Annotated in this window: 22 protein-coding genes; 10 read left to right on the forward strand and 12 right to left on the reverse strand. The window is 34.0% G+C overall.

The features are described from left to right. Positions 1-52: 52 nt before the first annotated feature. The gene (locus HM983_RS12360; RefSeq protein ID WP_179345781.1) at positions 53-1288 is read left to right on the forward strand and encodes a glycosyltransferase; all 1236 of its coding nucleotides are present in this window, start codon (positions 53-55) and stop codon (positions 1286-1288) included. A gap of 525 nt (positions 1289-1813) precedes the next feature. Here HM983_RS12360 and HM983_RS12365 read toward each other — a convergent pair. After that, entirely contained in the window at positions 1814-2185 is a 372-nt protein-coding gene (locus tag HM983_RS12365; protein ID WP_179345783.1) for a hypothetical protein, read from the reverse strand. Between the two features lie 208 nt (positions 2186-2393). On the opposite strand from HM983_RS12365, the gene HM983_RS12370 reads away from it, so the two are divergent. Both HM983_RS12370 and HM983_RS12375 read left to right on the forward strand, forming a co-directional pair. Further along, complete coding sequence (locus tag HM983_RS12370) at positions 2394-2837, forward strand: hypothetical protein (RefSeq protein ID WP_179345785.1); 444 nt, start codon at positions 2394-2396, stop codon at positions 2835-2837. After that, positions 2837-3037: a helix-turn-helix transcriptional regulator gene (locus tag HM983_RS12375; protein ID WP_179345787.1), complete on the forward strand. Its 201-nt coding sequence runs from the start codon at positions 2837-2839 to the stop codon at positions 3035-3037. Before HM983_RS12370 ends, HM983_RS12375 begins: the two co-directional genes overlap by 1 nt. Before the next feature lie 23 nt (positions 3038-3060). On the opposite strand, the gene HM983_RS12380 is transcribed toward HM983_RS12375, so the two are convergent. Further along, on the reverse strand, positions 3061-3738 hold the full coding sequence (locus HM983_RS12380; protein ID WP_179345789.1) for an SIR2 family NAD-dependent protein deacylase: 678 nt from the start codon (positions 3736-3738) through the stop codon (positions 3061-3063). Between the two features lie 152 nt (positions 3739-3890). Between HM983_RS12380 and HM983_RS12385 the strand changes: the two genes are divergently transcribed. Genes HM983_RS12385 through HM983_RS12395 form a run of 3 tightly spaced genes read left to right on the forward strand, consistent with a single transcriptional unit; the run spans position 3891 to position 5519 of the window. Then, the gene (locus HM983_RS12385) at positions 3891-4547 is read left to right on the forward strand and encodes a TrmH family RNA methyltransferase (protein ID WP_179345791.1); all 657 of its coding nucleotides are present in this window, start codon (positions 3891-3893) and stop codon (positions 4545-4547) included. 43 nt (positions 4548-4590) lie between these two features. Continuing rightward, positions 4591-5121: an SRPBCC family protein gene (locus HM983_RS12390; RefSeq protein WP_179345793.1), complete on the forward strand. Its 531-nt coding sequence runs from the start codon at positions 4591-4593 to the stop codon at positions 5119-5121. A 35-nt stretch (positions 5122-5156) separates the two neighbouring features. Further along, complete coding sequence (locus HM983_RS12395; RefSeq protein WP_179345795.1) at positions 5157-5519, forward strand: VOC family protein; 363 nt, start codon at positions 5157-5159, stop codon at positions 5517-5519. 11 nt (positions 5520-5530) lie between these two features. Here the strand turns inward: HM983_RS12395 and HM983_RS12400 are convergent, their stop codons facing one another. The 9 genes from HM983_RS12400 to HM983_RS12440 all read right to left on the reverse strand — a co-directional run bounded on the left by HM983_RS12400 (position 5531) and on the right by HM983_RS12440 (position 14182). Continuing rightward, positions 5531-6352: a carboxypeptidase-like regulatory domain-containing protein gene (locus HM983_RS12400; protein WP_179345797.1), complete on the reverse strand. Its 822-nt coding sequence runs from the start codon at positions 6350-6352 to the stop codon at positions 5531-5533. A 164-nt stretch (positions 6353-6516) separates the two neighbouring features. Further along, positions 6517-8388 (reverse strand): DEAD/DEAH box helicase, encoded by a 1872-nt coding sequence (locus HM983_RS12405; RefSeq protein ID WP_179345799.1) that lies wholly within the window; start codon positions 8386-8388, stop codon positions 6517-6519. A 220-nt stretch (positions 8389-8608) separates the two neighbouring features. Next, positions 8609-9817 carry a porin family protein gene (locus HM983_RS12410; RefSeq protein ID WP_179345801.1) on the reverse strand — a complete coding sequence of 403 codons (1209 nt, stop codon included), beginning with the start codon at positions 9815-9817 and terminating at the stop codon, positions 8609-8611. A 300-nt stretch (positions 9818-10117) separates the two neighbouring features. Beyond that, positions 10118-10501 (reverse strand): VOC family protein, encoded by a 384-nt coding sequence (locus tag HM983_RS12415; RefSeq protein WP_179345803.1) that lies wholly within the window; start codon positions 10499-10501, stop codon positions 10118-10120. A gap of 32 nt (positions 10502-10533) precedes the next feature. Then, entirely contained in the window at positions 10534-11370 is an 837-nt protein-coding gene (locus tag HM983_RS12420) for an alpha/beta hydrolase (RefSeq protein WP_179345810.1), read from the reverse strand. 83 nt (positions 11371-11453) lie between these two features. After that, on the reverse strand, positions 11454-11960 hold the full coding sequence (locus tag HM983_RS12425; protein WP_179345812.1) for a YlmC/YmxH family sporulation protein: 507 nt from the start codon (positions 11958-11960) through the stop codon (positions 11454-11456). A 4-nt stretch (positions 11961-11964) separates the two neighbouring features. Next, a complete protein-coding gene (locus tag HM983_RS12430; RefSeq protein ID WP_179345814.1) occupies positions 11965-12582 on the reverse strand; it encodes a hypothetical protein in 618 nt (205 codons plus the stop codon). 155 nt (positions 12583-12737) lie between these two features. Continuing rightward, a complete protein-coding gene (locus HM983_RS12435) occupies positions 12738-13316 on the reverse strand; it encodes a non-canonical purine NTP diphosphatase (RefSeq protein ID WP_179345816.1) in 579 nt (192 codons plus the stop codon). A gap of 83 nt (positions 13317-13399) precedes the next feature. After that, positions 13400-14182, reverse strand: a complete 783-nt coding sequence (locus HM983_RS12440; protein WP_179345818.1) for a hypothetical protein — start codon at positions 14180-14182, stop codon at positions 13400-13402. A gap of 304 nt (positions 14183-14486) precedes the next feature. Here HM983_RS12440 and HM983_RS12445 point away from each other — a divergent pair, with 304 nt between their 5' ends. Both HM983_RS12445 and HM983_RS12450 read left to right on the forward strand, forming a co-directional pair. Next, positions 14487-15518: a helix-turn-helix domain-containing protein gene (locus HM983_RS12445; protein ID WP_179345820.1), complete on the forward strand. Its 1032-nt coding sequence runs from the start codon at positions 14487-14489 to the stop codon at positions 15516-15518. An 18-nt stretch (positions 15519-15536) separates the two neighbouring features. Beyond that, the gene (locus HM983_RS12450; protein WP_179345822.1) at positions 15537-15983 is read left to right on the forward strand and encodes a BLUF domain-containing protein; all 447 of its coding nucleotides are present in this window, start codon (positions 15537-15539) and stop codon (positions 15981-15983) included. 4 nt (positions 15984-15987) lie between these two features. Here HM983_RS12450 and rlmH read toward each other — a convergent pair whose 3' ends face one another. Then, positions 15988-16461, reverse strand: a complete 474-nt coding sequence (gene rlmH, locus HM983_RS12455; protein WP_179345824.1) for a 23S rRNA (pseudouridine(1915)-N(3))-methyltransferase RlmH — start codon at positions 16459-16461, stop codon at positions 15988-15990. A gap of 116 nt (positions 16462-16577) precedes the next feature. Between rlmH and nadC the strand changes: the two genes are divergently transcribed. Together nadC and HM983_RS12465 are read left to right on the forward strand one after the other, a co-directional pair. Continuing rightward, on the forward strand, positions 16578-17435 hold the full coding sequence (gene nadC / locus HM983_RS12460) for a carboxylating nicotinate-nucleotide diphosphorylase (RefSeq protein WP_179345826.1): 858 nt from the start codon (positions 16578-16580) through the stop codon (positions 17433-17435). Positions 17436-17594: 159 nt separating this feature from the next. Next, positions 17595-18569, forward strand: a complete 975-nt coding sequence (locus HM983_RS12465; protein WP_179345828.1) for a YihY/virulence factor BrkB family protein — start codon at positions 17595-17597, stop codon at positions 18567-18569.

The following is an 18569-nucleotide window of genomic DNA, read 5'->3' on the forward strand; positions in this document are numbered from 1 at the left end:
CATCTAAATATTAGTCATTTTAAAATTATAACTCTTAACATAAAAGGTTGCTATGGCTCATAGCAACCTTTTAATTATTGGGTTTGTTTGGCCAGAGCCTAAGAGTTCTGCAGCTGGTAGCAGGATGCTGCAATTAATTAAACAATTCCAAAATCAAGGCTATCAGATTACCTTTGCTTCGGCAGCCAAAAGGTCTGAAAAGTCGTTTGATTTATCAAAAATTGAAGTTGAAACGAAAGCTATTTTCTTAAATGACGATTCGTTCGACATTTTCATTTCCAAGCTTAATCCTGATGCCATATTATTCGACCGGTTTATGACTGAAGAGCAATACGGTTGGCGTGTTGCAGAGCAATGCCCAGATGCAATAAGGATTTTAGATACCGAAGATTTTCACGGATTGCGAAAGGCTAGGGAAGTGGCAGCTAAAAAGAATGAGACTCTTGGTATTGAGCATTTACAAAATGATGTAACCAAACGTGAAATTGCGAGTATTTACCGATGCGATTTAAGTTTAATCATTTCAGAAGCTGAAATGGAAATCTTAACTTCTCAATTTAAAATAGACCCAAGTTTACTTTATTATCTTCCATTTTTGTTAGACCCAATTGAAGAAACTCAAATAGCACAACTTCCAAATTTTGAATTAAGAGCAGATTTTGTAACTATTGGTAATTTTCTACATGCGCCAAATTATGATGCAGTTTTACATTTAAAACAATCTATCTGGCCACTCATCCGAAAGGAGCTGCCAAAAGCGGAATTACATATCTATGGAGCCTATGAATCCAAAAAGGTATCTCAACTCAATAACGAGCATGAAGGATTTTTAATAAAAGGTTTCGCGCAAGATGTATACACGGTAATGCAAAAAGGAAAAGTATGTTTAGCTCCATTACGTTTTGGTGCAGGTTTAAAAGGTAAACTGATTGATGCGATGCAGAACGGAACGCCTTGCGTTATGTCTCAAATTGCGGCAGAAGGCATGTTTGGTAGCTGTGAAGTCAATGGGTTTGTAGAAAATGACCCAAAGCGCTTTGCTGAAAAGGCTGTTTTACTATATAACAATCTTGAAGTTTGGAATAGCAAACAACAAAACGGTTTTGAAATTTTAAACGAGCGATTTAAAAAAGAGGATTTTAGTTCTGATTTTGAAGCAAGAATAAAATTCGTGGTCAAAAATTTAAGAACCCATCGACAAAACAATTTTATTGGGCAATTGCTGATGCACCATACGTTGCAGAGTACTAAATATATGAGTAAATGGATTTCTGCTAAGAATAAATGATATTTTCTTTTTCTTTATTAATGCAAAACGCCAAATTTATCAATTTGGCGTTTTTTTAAATATATCTGAATTTTTATTGATTAAACAGTTGATTATTAATCGAATAAATCTTTATGTGCAGTGCTACTTGCAAATTTTATTTGTATAAACCTCTACTGTTCGGTAATCTGAATCACTAATTTCAAATCTCCTAACATCTTTATTCTTTGGGAAAACATATATGCGGTACTTAAATGTTTTATTTAATTTGAGTCCTGTGCCTTCATGTCTAATACTTCCAGAAAAATCAGATGATTTTGTAGTTATATGATTCCAGCGATTATTGTATGAGTCATATATACCAATTAGTGCTTTACAAGGACCCTCGCAGTCTATATCAATATTCACAGATGTAATTGAACTAGAATTACAAAAAGTAACAGGGTTAACTGATGTTTTTACCGAGTAATATTGGGCATGTGAAGTAATACAAAAGGTTAAGCCAAATATGGCTGTAAGAATTAAGTTTTTCATATCTATATGGTTTTAGTTATAACATTTATATTTAAATCTAGCGTATGTTGGTCTCACTCCAATTCCTTTTCCTCTATCGCGACTCAACAGGTTATTTCTATCCTGTTCAGCTTCTGAAGGTGAATTGAAAAATCTAACTTGAGAATAATGATTATCCCATTCCTTAATAAGTGGATTCATATAAATGTCTAGTTTGCTTTTAATTTGCTGTTTTGAAGCATCACAACGTAATTCATTAACTTCTGTGAAGTAACTAAATTGAACCAAATCGCCATATACAGATGCGTTACCATATGTGTAAGTCCAATAATAAGTCCTTTGGCCACTAGCAAATAATGGTATAATGACAAAGGTCATTACAATTAGAATAGTTTTTGTTTTCATCTTTAAAGGATTTAATAGTTTTATCAAAAATCTGAAATCCTTATAGCCGGCACAATACCTAGTAAAGGGTATTATTCCTAGCAATTGTTAACATGCTATTTCAATTATAACCGTTCGTAAATCTTAACAAGATTTGTGAAATTAAAAAATGTAAAGTATATTTGTCATATAGTAAAGATAGTTTTACTTAATATAAAATATATTTGTCATGAATTTTAAGAAGGTACAGGAATGTGAACGTACAAGAATTGAGAAGTGGTCTCAATTTCAATTGCATAATCGTTGGAAAAGCTACGGAGCCATACTCTGTTTAATTTTGTTTGCAACTGCAATGGTGCTAAAGTTTAGTGATTTAGAATTAGGCTGGTTTAAAGATGTTGTAAGGCGTGGTATTTTAGTGTGTTTACTGGTTGTTTCATTATCAAAAGAAAAGGATGAAGACGAAATGGTAGTATCTTTAAGAGCCAAGTCCTATACGCTAGCTTTTATATTTGGTGTAGGCTATGCTATAGTTCAGCCTTTGTTCGAAATTGTAGTACATAACATAGTGTTTGAGCCAAATCCAGAAAACACATTCAGTTATTTTGAAATATTGTTTTATATGCTCTTCATTCAAATTATGTTTTTTGAAGTTTTAAAACGTAACAGGTAATGGAAAATACAATAAAAGTAGAGCGGGCCATTTTAAGTCTAACTCAAGACGAACTCGCTAAAAAAATTGGTGTTTCCAGACAGACTATCAATTCCATTGAAGCCAATAGGTATGTCCCTTCAACAGTTTTGGCTTTAAAACTCTCAAATGTGTTTGGAAAACCAGTTAACGAATTTTTTAAATTAAGTGAAGATGATTAGTTTAGTTCTCATGTTGATGCATTTTATTTTAGGATGTCTTTAAGTTTGGCCATTCCATTTGTAGCTGTTTCAGAAATGACGTTAAAATTTTTACCTCCTTCTATTGCAGGTTTAGGATCAATGTAATATATGGGTGTTTTTGACGGTACAAAATCCATTAAACCTGCTGCTGGATACACTTGCATACTTGTTCCAATAATAACTAATATGTCTGCTGTGCTGCAAATTTCAGCTGCTTTTTCAATCATAGGAACCTCCTCCCCAAACCAAACTACATGTGGTCTTAATTGGTAGCCATTCTCACAAAGGTCACCAATATGTATATCTTCGGTCCAATCCCTAATATCATTTTCATCACCAGAACTTCTAATCTTACAAAGCTCTCCATGTAAATGAATGACTTCTGTACTACCTGCACGCTCATGCAAATTATCAACATTTTGAGTAATGATACTTACTTTGTAATCCGTTTCCAGTGCGGCTAAGTCCCTATGTGCTTGATTGGGATCAACTTCTTTGAGCTGTCGTCTACGTTTATTGTAGAAATCGAGCACCAGTTCAGGATTGCGCCTAAACCCTTCTGGAGTTGCTACTTGCATAACATCGTGCCCTTCCCATAATCCATCATGGTCCCTAAAAGTCTTTACGCCACTTTCGGCACTCATTCCAGCTCCAGTTAATACGACAATGTGTTTTTTCATAGTTTAAAAATAAAAAATATACTGTCATAGTCGGTAGAGTAATGAAATCTTTTGAATTGATTAATATCATAACATGAAAATTGTCACGTCTTTTGTCCCTCGATCCTTGCAATGACCAATCAATTGTAATTTAGGTTTATTATTTTTGAAATATGCCAGACCTAAAACTTCTCAATCATCTGGAATCTTTTTTGACTGAAAATCGAAGAACGAGATTCGAAAAAGTGCTATCCCAACGTACCAAACATTTTACGGTAGCTACGGAAGACGTATATCAACTTCATAACACCAGTGCAGTCCTGAGGTCGTGTGATGTGTTTGGTATTCAGGAGGCATATATTATTGAAGAAATCAATTCTAAAGAAATTGATAAGGAAATAGCAATGGGTGCGCAGAAGTGGGTAGATCTCAATCGCTATAATAATGTAAAGTCTTGTATTTCAGACTTAAAAACTAAAGGCTACCAAATTGTGGCGACCTCACCACACATAAATAGTGGTGAGTTAAATGATTTTGACATCACTAAAAAATCTTGTTTCTTTTTTGGACGAGAAACCGAAGGATTGTCCCAACAAGTTTTAGATGAGGCAGATTGTTTTCTCAAAATACCGATGGTTGGATTTACCGAAAGTTTGAATATTTCAGTATCTGCAGCTATTGTGCTCCAACATGTGACTTCAAAATTGAGAACCTCAAATGTCAAATGGGAGCTCTCTGAAAATGAAATTATAGAAAAACGTTTTGATTGGATTAAAAAAACACTTAAAAATTACGACGCTATTATAGAGCGGTACCAATCTCAAACATAATTTTTTGTAAATTGAAAGACTAAATTTAAAAAAATAAGATGTTATGTTGGTAGTGCTTTATATTGTTTTAGCCGTTATTGGGCTTGTAGTTCTATTAATGTTGATTGCTCCCAAAACCTACGATATTAGCCGAAATGTAATTGTAAATAGACCAATTTCAGAAGTGTTTGACTATCTGAAATTCGTTAAGAACCAAGACGCATGGTCGCCATGGAAAAAGAAAGATCCAAACATGAAACAAGAGTATTTTGGAACAGATGGTGAAGTAGGCTTTGTGTCAAAATGGGAAGGTAATAAACAGGTAGGTACTGGAGAACAGGAAATCCTTTCCATTACAGAAAATAAATCAATAAACAGTCGACTTAGATTTTACAAACCTTGGAAGTCACAATCTGATGCCTATCTATCTGTTAAAGCAATAGATGCGAATACAACACATATAGTTTGGGGATTTTCTGGTGTTAATAAACCACCTTCAAATATTTTCTTTCTTTTTTTTAATATGGACAAAGCTGTTGGTAAGGATTTTGAAGAAGGTTTAGCAGAGTTAAAACGTATTCTAGAATCTAAATAACGTGTGTAAATAAATAACAATTAAACCTTATAACTATGGTCGGATGGTTTGAAATTCCAGTAAATGACATGAAACGCGCGAGAAAATTTTACGAAACGGTTTTTAATGTCGAAATAAAAGAAATGGATTTTGATGGTATTTTAATGGGCTGGTTTCCTAATAATAATGATGGCTATGGTGCCACAGGGACTTTAATAAAACAAGAGACTTATGTACCTAGTAAAGAAGGCACTTTGGTTTATTTTATGTCAGAAAATGTTCAGACAGAATTAGATAGAATTAAAGCTGCTGGTGGTACTATTTATCAAGAAAAAACCAAAATTTCTGACGAATATGGTTATATGGGTGTTTTTATAGACACAGAAGGTAACCGAGTTGCGCTACATTCAAAAGACTAATTGAAATCTATTTAAGCTTTATCTTTTTTGTTTTTGCCTCTGTCTTTATTTCGACTGATCACTTTGTACTCTTCATAACATTCACTTATGGCATCAAGCATCTGAAGGTCATTGGCAGTATTTATAAAGTCTTTAGAATAATTGCATTGATTCACAATTTCATCTAAGTCGTACTTAGTAACTTGTAATAAAACCATGAGCATTTCCCGGTCAAAACGTTTGGCGAGTTGATTTCTTATTTCGTCATCCTCTTTCATTTTTCTCAGCTTTCGCATTTCATTTGGCTTTTTACCAAACATATTATATAAGAAATCTGCAGGATTAAAAATTGCACCTAAAACTTTGGTTGCTATATTAGGTTGTCCCGCTTCATAGCCTTGACCTGGCAGGCCAGAAATACGATAACGGTTGTTGGATGTGATAGGAATTTGCTTCATGTCCACTTCCAAATAACCAGTAAGTTTTAGTTGGTTTACGGTCACTTCTTCTAGAGCTAATGCTAATTCGGTCATTTCTATTTCAGTATTCCCAAATTTTAACCAGTCATTGGTTACTCGTACTTTTATTGATTTATAACCTAAATACGAAAGATGAAGTGTATCATTAGCTTGTGCTCTTATTTCAAACTCACCATTGTCATTGGTGGAAGTTCCGACGACTTGATTAATGTTCACGATATTCACTTCACTTAAAGGTTGGGTAGTCGTAGAACTGATGATGGTACCTTTAACTCTAGTGGGATTAGTCGTGTTTGTACTGTCTTGACCATAACCGTAAGTTGTAGCAAAACATAAGAATAAAATATATAAATAGCGCATTTTTCTCTCTAACATCGTAAAAGTAATAAACTAAACGGATTTAGCATATTGCTATGTAAGATTTGACTTAATATTAACAAGACTAAAGCAAAGACCAAACCAAAAATTCCAAATTCCAAAACAATGAATAACTTCAATGTCTTTAGAATTTGGAATTTATATTTTTAGTATTTTAAAAATTACTTTCTTCTCGAACGTCTCGGTCGATCCGAACCAGAGTTGCTCGTTTCCGCAGAGCGTCTTCCTCCTCTAGAATCTCCAGAATCAGAACGTCTGCTGCGTCTATCGCTTCGGTTTCCTGAACCTGAATTAGAGCTTTCGCTTCTACGGCTGCGTCTTTCGCCTCTAGGCTTGTCATCGCGTCTGCGACCTCCACCTCCAGAGCGTCTATCGTTTCCACCACGACCGCGACCGCGTCCGCCACTTCTGCCACCACGACCTTTGTCTTCGCTAACTTCTACGTTTACAAAGCGACCTTCGTGCTTAAAGTCCGTAAAGTATGCCAAGACTTTTTCCTGCAGCCCTTTTTCTGTGTTGAAAAATGAAAAACTATCCTTTACATCTACTTTAAAGACATCATCTCTGCCTAATTCTAATTGTTCTTTTAAGAAATCTTTCAACTTCATCCAATCGAAACCGTCCTTACTTCCAACATTAATAAAGTATCTAGAATCGTTTGACGACTGGCCATAATCACGTCCACCATCTCTTTCGCTTCCGCGAGAATCCACCGTGCCTAAATCTTTCGATTTGTCGTAATAGTTAAAGAAACGGTCAAATTCCACTGAGAAGAATTTTTTAATCAAATCTTCTTTTTCAGTATCCTTAAAGAGTTCATTGATGCTTTCAATGTACTTGTCAATCTCTTCGCTTGGTTCTGTTGTATGGATTTTATTTGCTAAAGACATCAACTGAACTTCAACAATAGCCATTCCCGAAGGAATTTCTTTTTGTTCAAACTGCTTTTTAATGATGCGCTCAATACTTTTTATCTTGCGCAATTCACTTTTTGAAACTATCACCATGGAAACACCTGTTTTACCAGCACGACCTGTACGGCCAGAACGGTGTGTATAGGTTTCAATTTCATCTGGTAATTGGTAGTTGATCACGTGCGTAATATCATCCACATCAATACCACGAGCAGCAACATCTGTTGCAACCAGCATTTGTATTTGTTTGTTTCTGAAAGACTTCATCACCAAATCACGTTGGTTCTGACTTAAATCTCCGTGTAATGCTCCAGCGCTGTATCCATCTTCCACCAATTTTTCAGCTACTTTTTGGGTATCGCGTTTTGTTCTACAGAAAATCACTGAAAAGATATCAGGATTAGCATCTGCCAAACGCTTTAACGCTTGGTAACGGTCTCTGGCATTTACTAAATAATACTCGTGAGAAACGGTATCTGTACTTTCGTTTTTGTTTCCTACTGTGATTTCAATAGGGTCAAACATAAATTTCTTTGCAATGGTCGATACCTCTTTTGGCATTGTTGCCGAAAACAACCACGTACTCTTACCTTCTGGAGTATGCGATAAAATATCTGTGATATCCTCATAGAATCCCATATTCAACATTTCATCAGCTTCATCTAAAACTGCATATTCAATTTTAGAAATATCAACCAATTTACGGCTAATCATATCTTTCATACGACCAGGAGTCGCAACGATAATCTGTGCTCCACGCTTTACTTGTCTGGCTTGGTCTGTAATACTTGCACCACCATAAATAGCGGTAACGTTTAAGCCTTTGCAATATTTACCATATTGCTGAAGCTCGTTAGTAATCTGAAGACAAAGCTCTCGTGTTGGTGATAAGATTAATCCTTGTGTGGTTCTGCTATCAATATCGATTTGTTGCAACATCGGAAACCCGAATGCTGCTGTTTTACCAGTTCCTGTTTGTGCTAACGCGACTAAATCACGTTCTTTTTCCAATAAAATAGGAATGGCTTTTTCTTGTACATCACTTGGAGTTTCAAATCCAAGATCGGTAATGGCGCGCAATAGGTCTTCATTGAGACCCAATTCTTTGAATGTGCTCATTGTTTAATTTAAGTATTCGATTATGTTATGCAGTGTTGCAATAGAAGGGAATCGACATACTTAAACCTAAACTTCTGGCAACACATCCTCACGCTGAGGAGTATTCAAAATTCAGTCTTCTGAATTTCAAGCCGCAAAGGTAAGTTATTTAATTGGATTAATCACTATTAACTAATTGTGTTGAATTTCAGCAAGTTATATGGAGTGCAGTTATAAACTTTTAAAATATTGTATAACCAAGAAACAAAGAAATGTTGGTGAATTTAGCCTTTGTTGTTGCTCCATTACCACTTAAGGTTCTGTTAAAATGATATCGAAGTTCTAAACTATACTTATCATCCAATTTATACCCTGTGCCAACTGATGCGTTTGAATGAAATTCTTTGGCGCTAAATCTTTCTACACCATCACTTTTAAAAGAGGTGTCCAAATTATAATCAAATACAAAAGCGGCATTGATAAATATTTTGGAAGAGTTGCTAAGAAAAAAATAATGCTTAATGCCAAGTGGTATTTCAATGGATGTGTATTCTGCCGAAACAGAAATCTCTCTTGGGTTTGTAGAGTTGGTTACTCTTATATCTTCCGAGTTGAAACTCTGGTAAGTGGGTTCCGCAAAAATTGCCCATTTGCTGTTATTAAATGGGAGCACAAACTCAAACTCTACTCCAAATTTGAAGTTCAAATCGTCTTTAAAAGTAAAGTTTCCGATAGAGGATATGCTAGTATATTCTAAACTAGAGTTGCCCAAACCAGGCTTTAAAATAAGGTTAAATAATCCTTTGTGTGTATTCTCTTGAAAATTAGTGATTGTCACATTTTTACAGCTGTTATAATCTACAAAAAGAGAAACTAAGCTATTCTTTTTATACTTTAAATTTTCAATTCTATTAAAATTCAAATCCTCGCACAATAGATCGTTAAGTAATTGTTGTTTGAATCTTACATTCTCTGCGATTTTACCATCATCTGTTTTGTATCTTTTATAAATTAATTGCTCTATATCTGAGCTATTGAGATTATAAAAAAACCGTTCTAAATTTCCTTCATTGTAAACGTATAAACTAGCTTTTCCTTCGACTAAAACTTTTAAGAATAATTGTTCGGTTCTAAATTTTGGGTTTCTACTTTCGTCAAAATTTCCACTAATATCACCAGACCTATCGATCTCCACAGTACTTCTTAGATACTTTGAAGTATTAATTATCCCAAATTCTTTTACGGATTCAATCTTCTTTGTCTCAATTTCATCATTTTTTGATAATTTATATTGAAAGCTTTTGGGATTGTTTGCCCAATCTTCATTTTTTATTAAACATTCTGTTTTATCACCAGAATTAGTTACAAAATATCCTTTTTCGAATGTTATTTGTGAATACGAATTTATACAGCATACTATCGCTATAATAAGTGTTAGCTTTTTTTTCATTGTTTTAGAGCGTAATTGATTTGTTGAATTGAATTTTATAATAGTTGTCTACTTCCTGGTGATTTAAAAAAATAAACAAGAAGCAAAATAGATAATTATTATCATGTAGGAGGTAAATCTTACATTTTTTTTAAATATCTCTTGCGTCAATTTCTTAACTCGATGATCAGGATTTGTAATTATTAAAGAAGAAATACCTGGAATTTATTTATTATAACCTTGGTGTTAATATTGATTTTATTTTCAGCTAATCTTTTGTGTTGTCCGAATATTATTGAATCAATGATTTCAATAATTTGATTAACCCGCATTATTAACCTCAACCCAATACCCATCTGGATCTTTAAAATACACTTGTTGGATGCCATCCTTTCTTACATAAACTTTGTTCGGGATGCCAGGCCAATCTGAATATTCTATATTTAAAGTTTCTAAGTGTTTTACAAAGGAATCAATATCAGAAGTTGATAAAGCAAAATGAACGGCCTTATCTGTTTTGATTGCAGAATCCGGTCTAGGAATCAGGTGTAATTGTTTATTTTCTCCTAAAGAAAGCCATCTGGTTTTAGAGTTGGAAGCTGTATTTTCAATTTCCTTGAGATGAAATACTTTTTGGTAAAATTTAATAGAGATGTTGACATCTTTTACAGAAAGCGCAATATGGTTGAATGAAAAAGTAAGCATGCAGGTGAATTTTTAGTTTAAATCATGACTTATTAATTGGCTTGCTTCTCAAACAACATTTCAAAAGCCTTATAAACTGCCAAATGTAAAGCATCACCATGATCCTGTTTTTCAAAAAACTTGAAGTGTAATTTGGTGTTTTCTTTAGCGTTAGCTTTTAATGTTGTAAAAAGAGTTTTTGCATCACGTTCCATAATATCTCCTTCTTTGCCCACTCCAATAAAAATTTTCTTTTCAGTTATATGTTCTTTGGGTTTCAATTTTAGAATGGATTGGTTATCCCACCATAAACTAGGACTAACTATAATGTAATTATCAAATAAATCTGGTGTTGTATAGAGTATTTCTGTTGCCAACAAGCCTCCCAGAGATTGCCCAATGATGGTTTTTTCTTCAGTGACTTTGTAATTTGCATCAATATAGGGCTGCAGCTCGGTTTCAATAAACTCAATAAATTTTTTTGAGCTTCCAGTACTTGGAAAATCTTTTTTGTCTTGTGCTATTGTTGTCGGATAAGTAAAATCACGTCTTCTATCAACGTTGGCTATGCCTACAACGATAGATTTTGGTAACATATTAACCCAAGAAAATGAACCAAATTGTACGATACCAGTTATATGAATAAAATCCTCCTCTATTGAGCCATCGAGCAAATAAATAACAGGATAGGTTGTGGTAGCATTAGCTTTATAGGTTTGGGGTAGGTAGATGTTTAGTATTCGATCTTCATCTAAAATATTTGAATGTATCGTTACAGTTTCACCAATGGTAAGTGGTTGTTTGGTGGTTTTTCCTGTTTTGGCTTGCCCATTTATTTGATGTACTATCAAAAGCTGTAAACAAATGAAAAAGTAGATTTTAAACTTCATTATTTAGTGGGTATATAATGCTAAAATATACAAAAAGCGAGTTTAAAATGAAACTCGCTTTTCTTAAAGTGAATATATGTTGTCTAGTGGGCAATAAATTCATTTCTATCATAATAGGCGTCGTCTTGAGGATATTCCCTGTCGTTTTTGTCACGGTTGTAAGAATCCATCACGGCTATTTCATATTCTCTATAAATAGGTACGCCTTTTTTAATGCGTTTTGTTTCCGCAAAAGTTTTGTGGTCAATACTTTCTGTAAAGACAATTTCGCTCTCTAGATTAAGATGTGCTAAGCCAATTGGTAATATTAAATGGTTTTCGCCATCCTTATTGATAAACTCGTGAACGCCATCTGTTGCTTTTTTTCCATAAGGTTTATAGTTCGCTTCAACAATTGAAGAATCTACCTCTACATCCAAATAGACGACGCGCTCTGTGTTTTTGTTAACAAGCAGATTATCCACCTTACCAATAACTCTTCCGTCTTTGTCTTTAACTACCCAGCCTCTTGCATCCTTGTCGTTATTCTCAACTTGATAGCTGGAAAGTTCATCTAAATAATAGATATTTTTTTCTTTATTTGAGTCCATAGTTCTATTGGTTTTTCATCTTGGTTAATAATTCGCCTGCCTGTTCAAAAAAATCCTTAACGTCTTCTTTTTGGTTTAACGTTTCTGTGCCAGGCTCTATCTCCATTATGGAATTTTGAAGTTGGGTGCAGCTACTCGCTAAACTAGGGTATTTTTGAGATTGTATTTTTCTCAATGCCCTTACGACCGTGTTTCCGGCTTTCATAATTTTATTTGCATGATCAGTCTCTATTGGATCTTCCTTTATTGAGGCCGTTTGTGTACGTGCTTCATTTAAATCAGCATCTATATTTACATCAACGGAATTAGCCAGTGCTTCAGTAGCGTCGATGAGCTTTGACAGTACAGCGAAAGAATATTCGTGATCTATACCCATTTCCCCATTGTCTGATAAGTATTCATTGTATGCTGAAATTTTAGATGCAGCCATATCAGATATCATAACAGTATCGTTATTATCCATAGTGTTATCATCGTCTATCATTTCTACATCGTCGTCATTGATGTCGTCTGTAACATCGTCATCCCCTTGCATGAGGAAGAAAATCAGTGCCAAAATAAGGAGCGCCAATAATATCCACGGCCAAATGGGTTTCTTCTTTTCAATTTTAATTTCTGCCATTGTTTATTTTTTTAATGATTAGTAACTTATTTTTAATGAATTTTCTCATTAAGATTTCAACCATTATAAAAATAAAAAGACAGGGAAAGAATCGGTTGCCCTAAAACATATGAATTTAACGCTTTAGCAGTATGTGTACTCAAAATTTGACATTTCTATGCCTGTTGTCCGAGAAATTTAATCAGTTGCTGTACAGCCTTTCCGCGATGTCCAATTTTATTTTTTTCTTCCAGGGAAATTTCAGCAAAGGTTTTGTCGTATCCTTCTGCCTTAAAAATTGGATCGTAGCCAAAACCTTTTTCGCCATGTTTTTCTGTGGTTATTTCACCTTTGCAAATACCAGTAAAGGTGTGTAATTGACCATTTAAGTGTAAAGCAATAACCGTTTTAAATTGTGACTTGCGTGAGTCTTTATCAGCCAATTCGGATAATAATTTATTCATATTATCGTCCGCATCACGTTTTGGTCCCGCATATCTTGCAGAGAAGACACCTGGTTCTCCATTTAGTGCTTCAACCTCAAGTCCGGTATCGTCGGCAAAACAATCAAAGCCATAATTATTTTTGATGTATTCAGCCTTATGTATCGCATTGCCTTCAATGGTAGGTTGTGTCTCAGGTATATCTTCGATGCAAAGAATATCTCCCAAACTTAATAGTTGAATGTGGTTGGGCACTAAACTTTGTACTTCTCTTAATTTGTTTTGATTGTTTGTGGCGAATACGAGCTGCATAATCTATAATTGATGTTTAACAAAGATACATCTATAATAGACGGTCTAGAAAAAAATGAAATCAAAAAGAATTGAATAAAAAATTACTTATTTGTTTTCTTCAAGTTGTAAACAATACCTATGCTATAGGAAGGTCCTTGAAATGTATTGCGCCCTTCAAAGATGTTGGCGTAATTTATGTAAGCCCCAAAGTTTCTATAGATTGTAGTGTAGAGTGTTCCGCCGATTTTGTGGTAGTCAACACCTAATTTCCTAAAATTTTGCGGTGCAGGTGTGCCTCTATAATCGATACCGCCCAACGCATATTGGTAATCGTAAAACACATCAAAATACCACTTGCTCGATGCTAGTCCTGTCTTAAACACCAGCGGAATGCTACTCGGAACTTCTTCAAACTTATGGCTATAACCACTTTGTAGAGTTGCAAACCAGTTAGATTTCCATTGATAGTGGAGTATGGCTCTGGTATCAAGAACTGTTGCTTGTTGGCCAATGTCAAATAGCCCGCCAATGGCATAATCACTGATGGGAGTAGAAAAACCGATTGCAAAACTAAGTTCTAATTTTGCATTAGAATGTTCTCTATTAAGAAATCGATATTTTGAAAAGAAGCCTATGTCTTGAAAATCCTTATTTTCATTACTTTCTATATAAGGCAATGATATTTGAAGGTCCAAATCATCTAAAACGCCATAAGAAGCAAAAAGATTAAGATAGGTTACTGTTCTGTTCAAGTTAGATTCCACTTCACCTATCAAATAATTTTTATTGTCCTCGTGACCGTATCCAATTACAAAAGTAGCATTGCCCTGTCCGCGATAAAAACCATCAATCTTACCTTGGGAAAAAGTATGTATAGAATACATGAGAAAGAAAGTTAACAATAAATGTTTCATCATTGTATAAGAATTGGATCCGTTATCATACTTACGGAAAAAGTACTATTGGTAGTTTTGTTATGTTGAATTTAAAAAAATAATAATAAGAATTCTGTCTTATTACAAGACTAAGAGCATTTTATGTAAAACTTGACAAAGCCAACTTATGAAGATGGCAATTAATTCATTTCAAGCTATTTATAAAACTGTAATTGTTCTTAATGCGTAATTTTGTATTAGAGGTAATCAATTTACTTTATTATATTTGAGGATAACCAACCAACCATAATTAATGTCTGATATTCATATCATATCAAATGATACTGAGGATATAATAGATTCTCTATCTATAATATCACAAAAAAATAACTTTGCAAGCGAGAATTATATTGACTTATCACTTAGAAAAAATTTTGGTGCCGGTCATATATCTGTTATAAGAATATCGGACTCGATTTTTAGTTTAAATTTTGATTTAGTATTTGGCAACGACCAAAATTTTATTTTCGAAGATAGATTAACCCATACTATTGATTTCGTCTATTGTCTCGAAGGGCACCTAAAACAAAAATTTTGTTACAGGTCCAGTTTAGAAACTATTGAGTTTCGTCAAAATTCTATATTTGGTCGTACGCCAAAAACAAGAAATACCTTAACATTTTTGAAAGATGTGCCAATAAAAGCATGTGTTGTTGTTCTTAAGACTTCAACCGGCCTTTTAATTGTTGATCAAAATATAAAAAAAAATATTAGAGAGGTTGCCTTACAAGAGTTGTCGGATAATTTTGAAAACAATAATTTTAGCTATCTCGGTAGAATTTCTTTTAAACCAGCCATATATGCCAAGGAATTAATAGGACAGGAAAAGAAGACATCAGCTGATCTACTTTTTACTGAAGCGGCAATTTTAAATATGTTAGCAACTCAATGGCGAGAACATCAAAAAGATTCTTTAGATGAAGGCTTAGAGGTTCCGTTGAAGCCGTCAGAATTGGATAAGGTTGCGGCATTAGAAAAATTTATTTCTTCTAATATTGCTGAAAATTTAAGCGTCAATCGGTTGGTTAATTTAACGGGTTTAAATCCTGCTAAACTTCAATTGGGATTTAACTATTTATTTAATAAGACGATTTCAGTGTATATTAAAGATAAACGACTAGATAAGGCAGCAGAATTAATAAGAGAAACAGACTATAATGTATCAGAAATCGTGTATAGTGTTGGGTTATCTAGTAGAAGCTATTTTACCAAAATATTTAAAAATAGATTTGGGGTATTGCCGTCCGAATGTATTTCTGACCCAAATTTATTAATGGTAGTATAAAAAAACCAAGTCAATAAAATGTTTTATTCTGTAATATACCAATCCAAGGCGCAACCAGATTTTAATCTCAAAAAAATAGAGTTGATGCTTTTAAAAGCAAAACGCAAAAATAAGAGACTTAAAATCTCTGGATGTATTGTTTACTGCAATAATAGATTTATACAATTAATTCAAGGTTCAAAGGCAGATATTCAACAGCTTTATAGTGAAATAAGATCAGATAACAGACACCGTCAGGTTACGACACTGCTAGAACAATCTTCTGAGCATAAAATTTGGTCTGATTGGTCCATGGCTTTGTTGGATTTTTCAGGAGATTCAAAACAAATTATGTATTCACGAATTTTATTAGAATCTTATTTAGGTAACGTCAATCAAAACGAAAAAAATTCTGAAGCTTTTAAGGTATTCCGTTCCAGCGTAGATAGTCTGTTGAGAGAATCAGAACCGTATACGGTAGGCTAGAATATCAACGATGGTGATAAGGTTCATTCTTTAAAATTGTAAAACCCCTGTAAAGTTGCTCAATAAAAAATAACCGCACCATTTGATGCGAGAATGTCATTTTAGATAGACCCAATTTGCCATTCGCTCTGGCATAAACTGCATCAGAAAAACCATATGGACCACCAATTACAAATATTATCGTTTTTATACCTGAATTAAGATGCTTTTGGAGGTAGTTGGAAAAAGCAACCGAGTCCATTTGTTTTCCATTTTCATCTAATAAAACCAAAACATCAGAAGCTTGGGTTTTTTTCAAAATCAACTCTCCTTCTTTTTCTTTTTGCTGTGCTTCAGAAAGATGTTTTGCGTTTTTTATATCTGGGATGATTTCCATTTCAAAACGGATATAAAATCCCAGACGTTTTTTATAATCGGCAATTAGAGTTTGCAGATTTTTATTGTCTGTTTTGCCTATGGCTATGAGTTTTATTTGCATGCTCAAATTTACGATTTACAAATTACGATTTTCAATTTTTCTTTGATCAGAATTAGTAATTCCAAAATCGTATATCGTTAATCAATTTCCTATTTTTACATTAAATAATCACATTAATGATTTCAAAAGAACAATTCATAAAAGAAATAGACCTAATTATAGCCAATGCCATAAGAGAAGACGTTGGCGATGGAGACCACAGTTCATTGGCGTGTATTCCAGTATCAGCAAAAGGAAAAGCTAAACTTTTGGTCAAAGATAAAGGTGTCATTGCTGGTGTGGAATTCGCTAAAAAAGTGTTTAACTATGTAGATGCCGATATGAAAGTGGAAACTTTAATCGAAGACGGAGAGCGTGTAAAGCATGGAGATATTGTTTTTTATGTAGAAGGTGCTTCGCAGTCTATTTTAAAGGCAGAACGTTTAGTTCTTAATGCTATGCAGCGCATGAGCGCCATCGCAACTAAAACAAAACATTTTGTGGATTTATTGGAGGGTACCGGAACCAAAATCCTGGATACCAGAAAAACAACACCAGGCATTCGTGCGTTAGAAAAATGGGCAGTAAAAATTGGTGGAGGTGAAAACCACAGATTTGCACTCTACGACATGATTATGCTCAAGGATAACCATATTGATTTTGCTGGAGGCGTTTCAAAAGCTATAAACTTAACGAAGCAATATTTGAAGGACACTGGCAAGGATTTAAAAATTATAGTTGAGGCAAGAAATCTAGAGGAAATCAAAGAGATTTTAGATTGCGGAGGTATATATCGCATTTTAATTGACAATTTTAATTATGAAGATACCAGAAAGGCAGTAAAACTGATTGGCGATAAGTGTCTCACGGAATCTTCTGGAGGTATCAATGAGCAAACACTTAGAAAATATGCCGAGTGCGGAGTGGATTATATTTCGTCTGGTGCCTTGACTCATTCGGTATATAATATGGATTTGAGCCTTAAAGCAGTCTGAAATAGGATGCAAATTGCAATTGCCGTTACCTGTCTCTATGTTTAGAAATAGACATACGTTTATCAAAAACGAGTTGCCGTATTGAAAAATAAAGAAGTTAAAATAATGTGTTTAAAACACCCAATTAATCCAACAACCCAAGATCTAATATTCTAGACAATGTCTAAAGCCATAGAAGAAAAGTTAGAGAATATTCCTGTAATTAACGTCATTGTGCGTTTTATTAAGCAAATAAAGCTGCCAGGATTCGAAGGTTTATCATTCTATGATTTGTTAGAATTGTACATTATGGGAATAATAAAAGGGGCATTGACCACACGCGCCAGTGCCATTGCTTTTAGTTTTTTCACAGCTATATTTCCATTTTTATTGTTTATCATTATTGTCATTCCTTATATACCCATCGAGGGTTTTGAAACAGAGTTCCGGAAATTTCTTAATTCATTTTTACCACCACAAACATCAGATTTCTTCTTTGATTATCTTTTTGAAGATATAAGCACCAATACAAGTGCAGGATTGATCTCAACTGTATTTGTACTTTCAGTTTTTTTAATGGCCAATGGTGTCAATGCTGTTTTTTCCGGGTTCGAAACGTCGTACCACAGGCAATTGTACAGAAACGTTTTTAAACAATATATTTTTGCGACAGGAATAGCATTGATTCTTGCTTTTATATTAATTCTCACCGTTGCTGTTTTTGGTTATTTTCAAATTTATGTGATCGTACCAATTTACGAAGGATTTACAGGCTATGAGGCATTAATTGAAGGTGCCGACATTGATAACGAAACATTCTTAGGCTGGGTGATTTTTGCGAAGTATTTGTTTTTTATCATCATGATATATTTTGTAACGGCAACGCTATATTATTTTGGGACGAAGGAAGGAAAAAATTCTAGGTTTTTTTCTGTCGGTGCATTGCTCACTACTTTACTTATAATACTAACATCATACTTATTTGGTGTTTATATTGAAACCTTTGCGAGATATAACGAGCTTTACGGCTCAGTTGGTGCTTTGTTGATTTTGTTGTTGTATTTATGGTTAAACTCCAATATTCTGTTACTGGGTTATGAGCTTAATGCCTCACTTCAATTTTTGAGAAAACATCCAATGAAAAAGGAAGATTAG

The sequence above is a fragment of the Winogradskyella ursingii genome (genome assembly GCF_013403975.1).
Taxonomy (GTDB): domain Bacteria; phylum Bacteroidota; class Bacteroidia; order Flavobacteriales; family Flavobacteriaceae; genus Winogradskyella; species Winogradskyella ursingii.

Coding starts and splice junctions, on each gene's coding strand:
- HM983_RS12360 (WP_179345781.1), top strand. CDS start 53: ATGGCTCATAGCAACCTTTTAATTATTGGGTTTGTTTGGCCAGAGCCT.
- HM983_RS12365 (WP_179345783.1), bottom strand. CDS start 2,185: ATGAAAACAAAAACTATTCTAATTGTAATGACCTTTGTCATTATACCA.
- HM983_RS12370 (WP_179345785.1), top strand. CDS start 2,394: ATGAATTTTAAGAAGGTACAGGAATGTGAACGTACAAGAATTGAGAAG.
- HM983_RS12375 (WP_179345787.1), top strand. CDS start 2,837: ATGGAAAATACAATAAAAGTAGAGCGGGCCATTTTAAGTCTAACTCAA.
- HM983_RS12380 (WP_179345789.1), bottom strand. CDS start 3,738: ATGAAAAAACACATTGTCGTATTAACTGGAGCTGGAATGAGTGCCGAA.
- HM983_RS12385 (WP_179345791.1), top strand. CDS start 3,891: ATGCCAGACCTAAAACTTCTCAATCATCTGGAATCTTTTTTGACTGAA.
- HM983_RS12390 (WP_179345793.1), top strand. CDS start 4,591: ATGTTGGTAGTGCTTTATATTGTTTTAGCCGTTATTGGGCTTGTAGTT.
- HM983_RS12395 (WP_179345795.1), top strand. CDS start 5,157: ATGGTCGGATGGTTTGAAATTCCAGTAAATGACATGAAACGCGCGAGA.
- HM983_RS12400 (WP_179345797.1), bottom strand. CDS start 6,352: ATGTTAGAGAGAAAAATGCGCTATTTATATATTTTATTCTTATGTTTT.
- HM983_RS12405 (WP_179345799.1), bottom strand. CDS start 8,388: ATGAGCACATTCAAAGAATTGGGTCTCAATGAAGACCTATTGCGCGCC.
- HM983_RS12410 (WP_179345801.1), bottom strand. CDS start 9,817: ATGAAAAAAAAGCTAACACTTATTATAGCGATAGTATGCTGTATAAAT.
- HM983_RS12415 (WP_179345803.1), bottom strand. CDS start 10,501: ATGCTTACTTTTTCATTCAACCATATTGCGCTTTCTGTAAAAGATGTC.
- HM983_RS12420 (WP_179345810.1), bottom strand. CDS start 11,370: ATGAAGTTTAAAATCTACTTTTTCATTTGTTTACAGCTTTTGATAGTA.
- HM983_RS12425 (WP_179345812.1), bottom strand. CDS start 11,960: ATGGACTCAAATAAAGAAAAAAATATCTATTATTTAGATGAACTTTCC.
- HM983_RS12430 (WP_179345814.1), bottom strand. CDS start 12,582: ATGGCAGAAATTAAAATTGAAAAGAAGAAACCCATTTGGCCGTGGATA.
- HM983_RS12435 (WP_179345816.1), bottom strand. CDS start 13,316: ATGCAGCTCGTATTCGCCACAAACAATCAAAACAAATTAAGAGAAGTA.
- HM983_RS12440 (WP_179345818.1), bottom strand. CDS start 14,182: ATGTATTCTATACATACTTTTTCCCAAGGTAAGATTGATGGTTTTTAT.
- HM983_RS12445 (WP_179345820.1), top strand. CDS start 14,487: ATGTCTGATATTCATATCATATCAAATGATACTGAGGATATAATAGAT.
- HM983_RS12450 (WP_179345822.1), top strand. CDS start 15,537: ATGTTTTATTCTGTAATATACCAATCCAAGGCGCAACCAGATTTTAAT.
- rlmH (WP_179345824.1), bottom strand. CDS start 16,461: ATGCAAATAAAACTCATAGCCATAGGCAAAACAGACAATAAAAATCTG.
- nadC (WP_179345826.1), top strand. CDS start 16,578: ATGATTTCAAAAGAACAATTCATAAAAGAAATAGACCTAATTATAGCC.
- HM983_RS12465 (WP_179345828.1), top strand. CDS start 17,595: ATGTCTAAAGCCATAGAAGAAAAGTTAGAGAATATTCCTGTAATTAAC.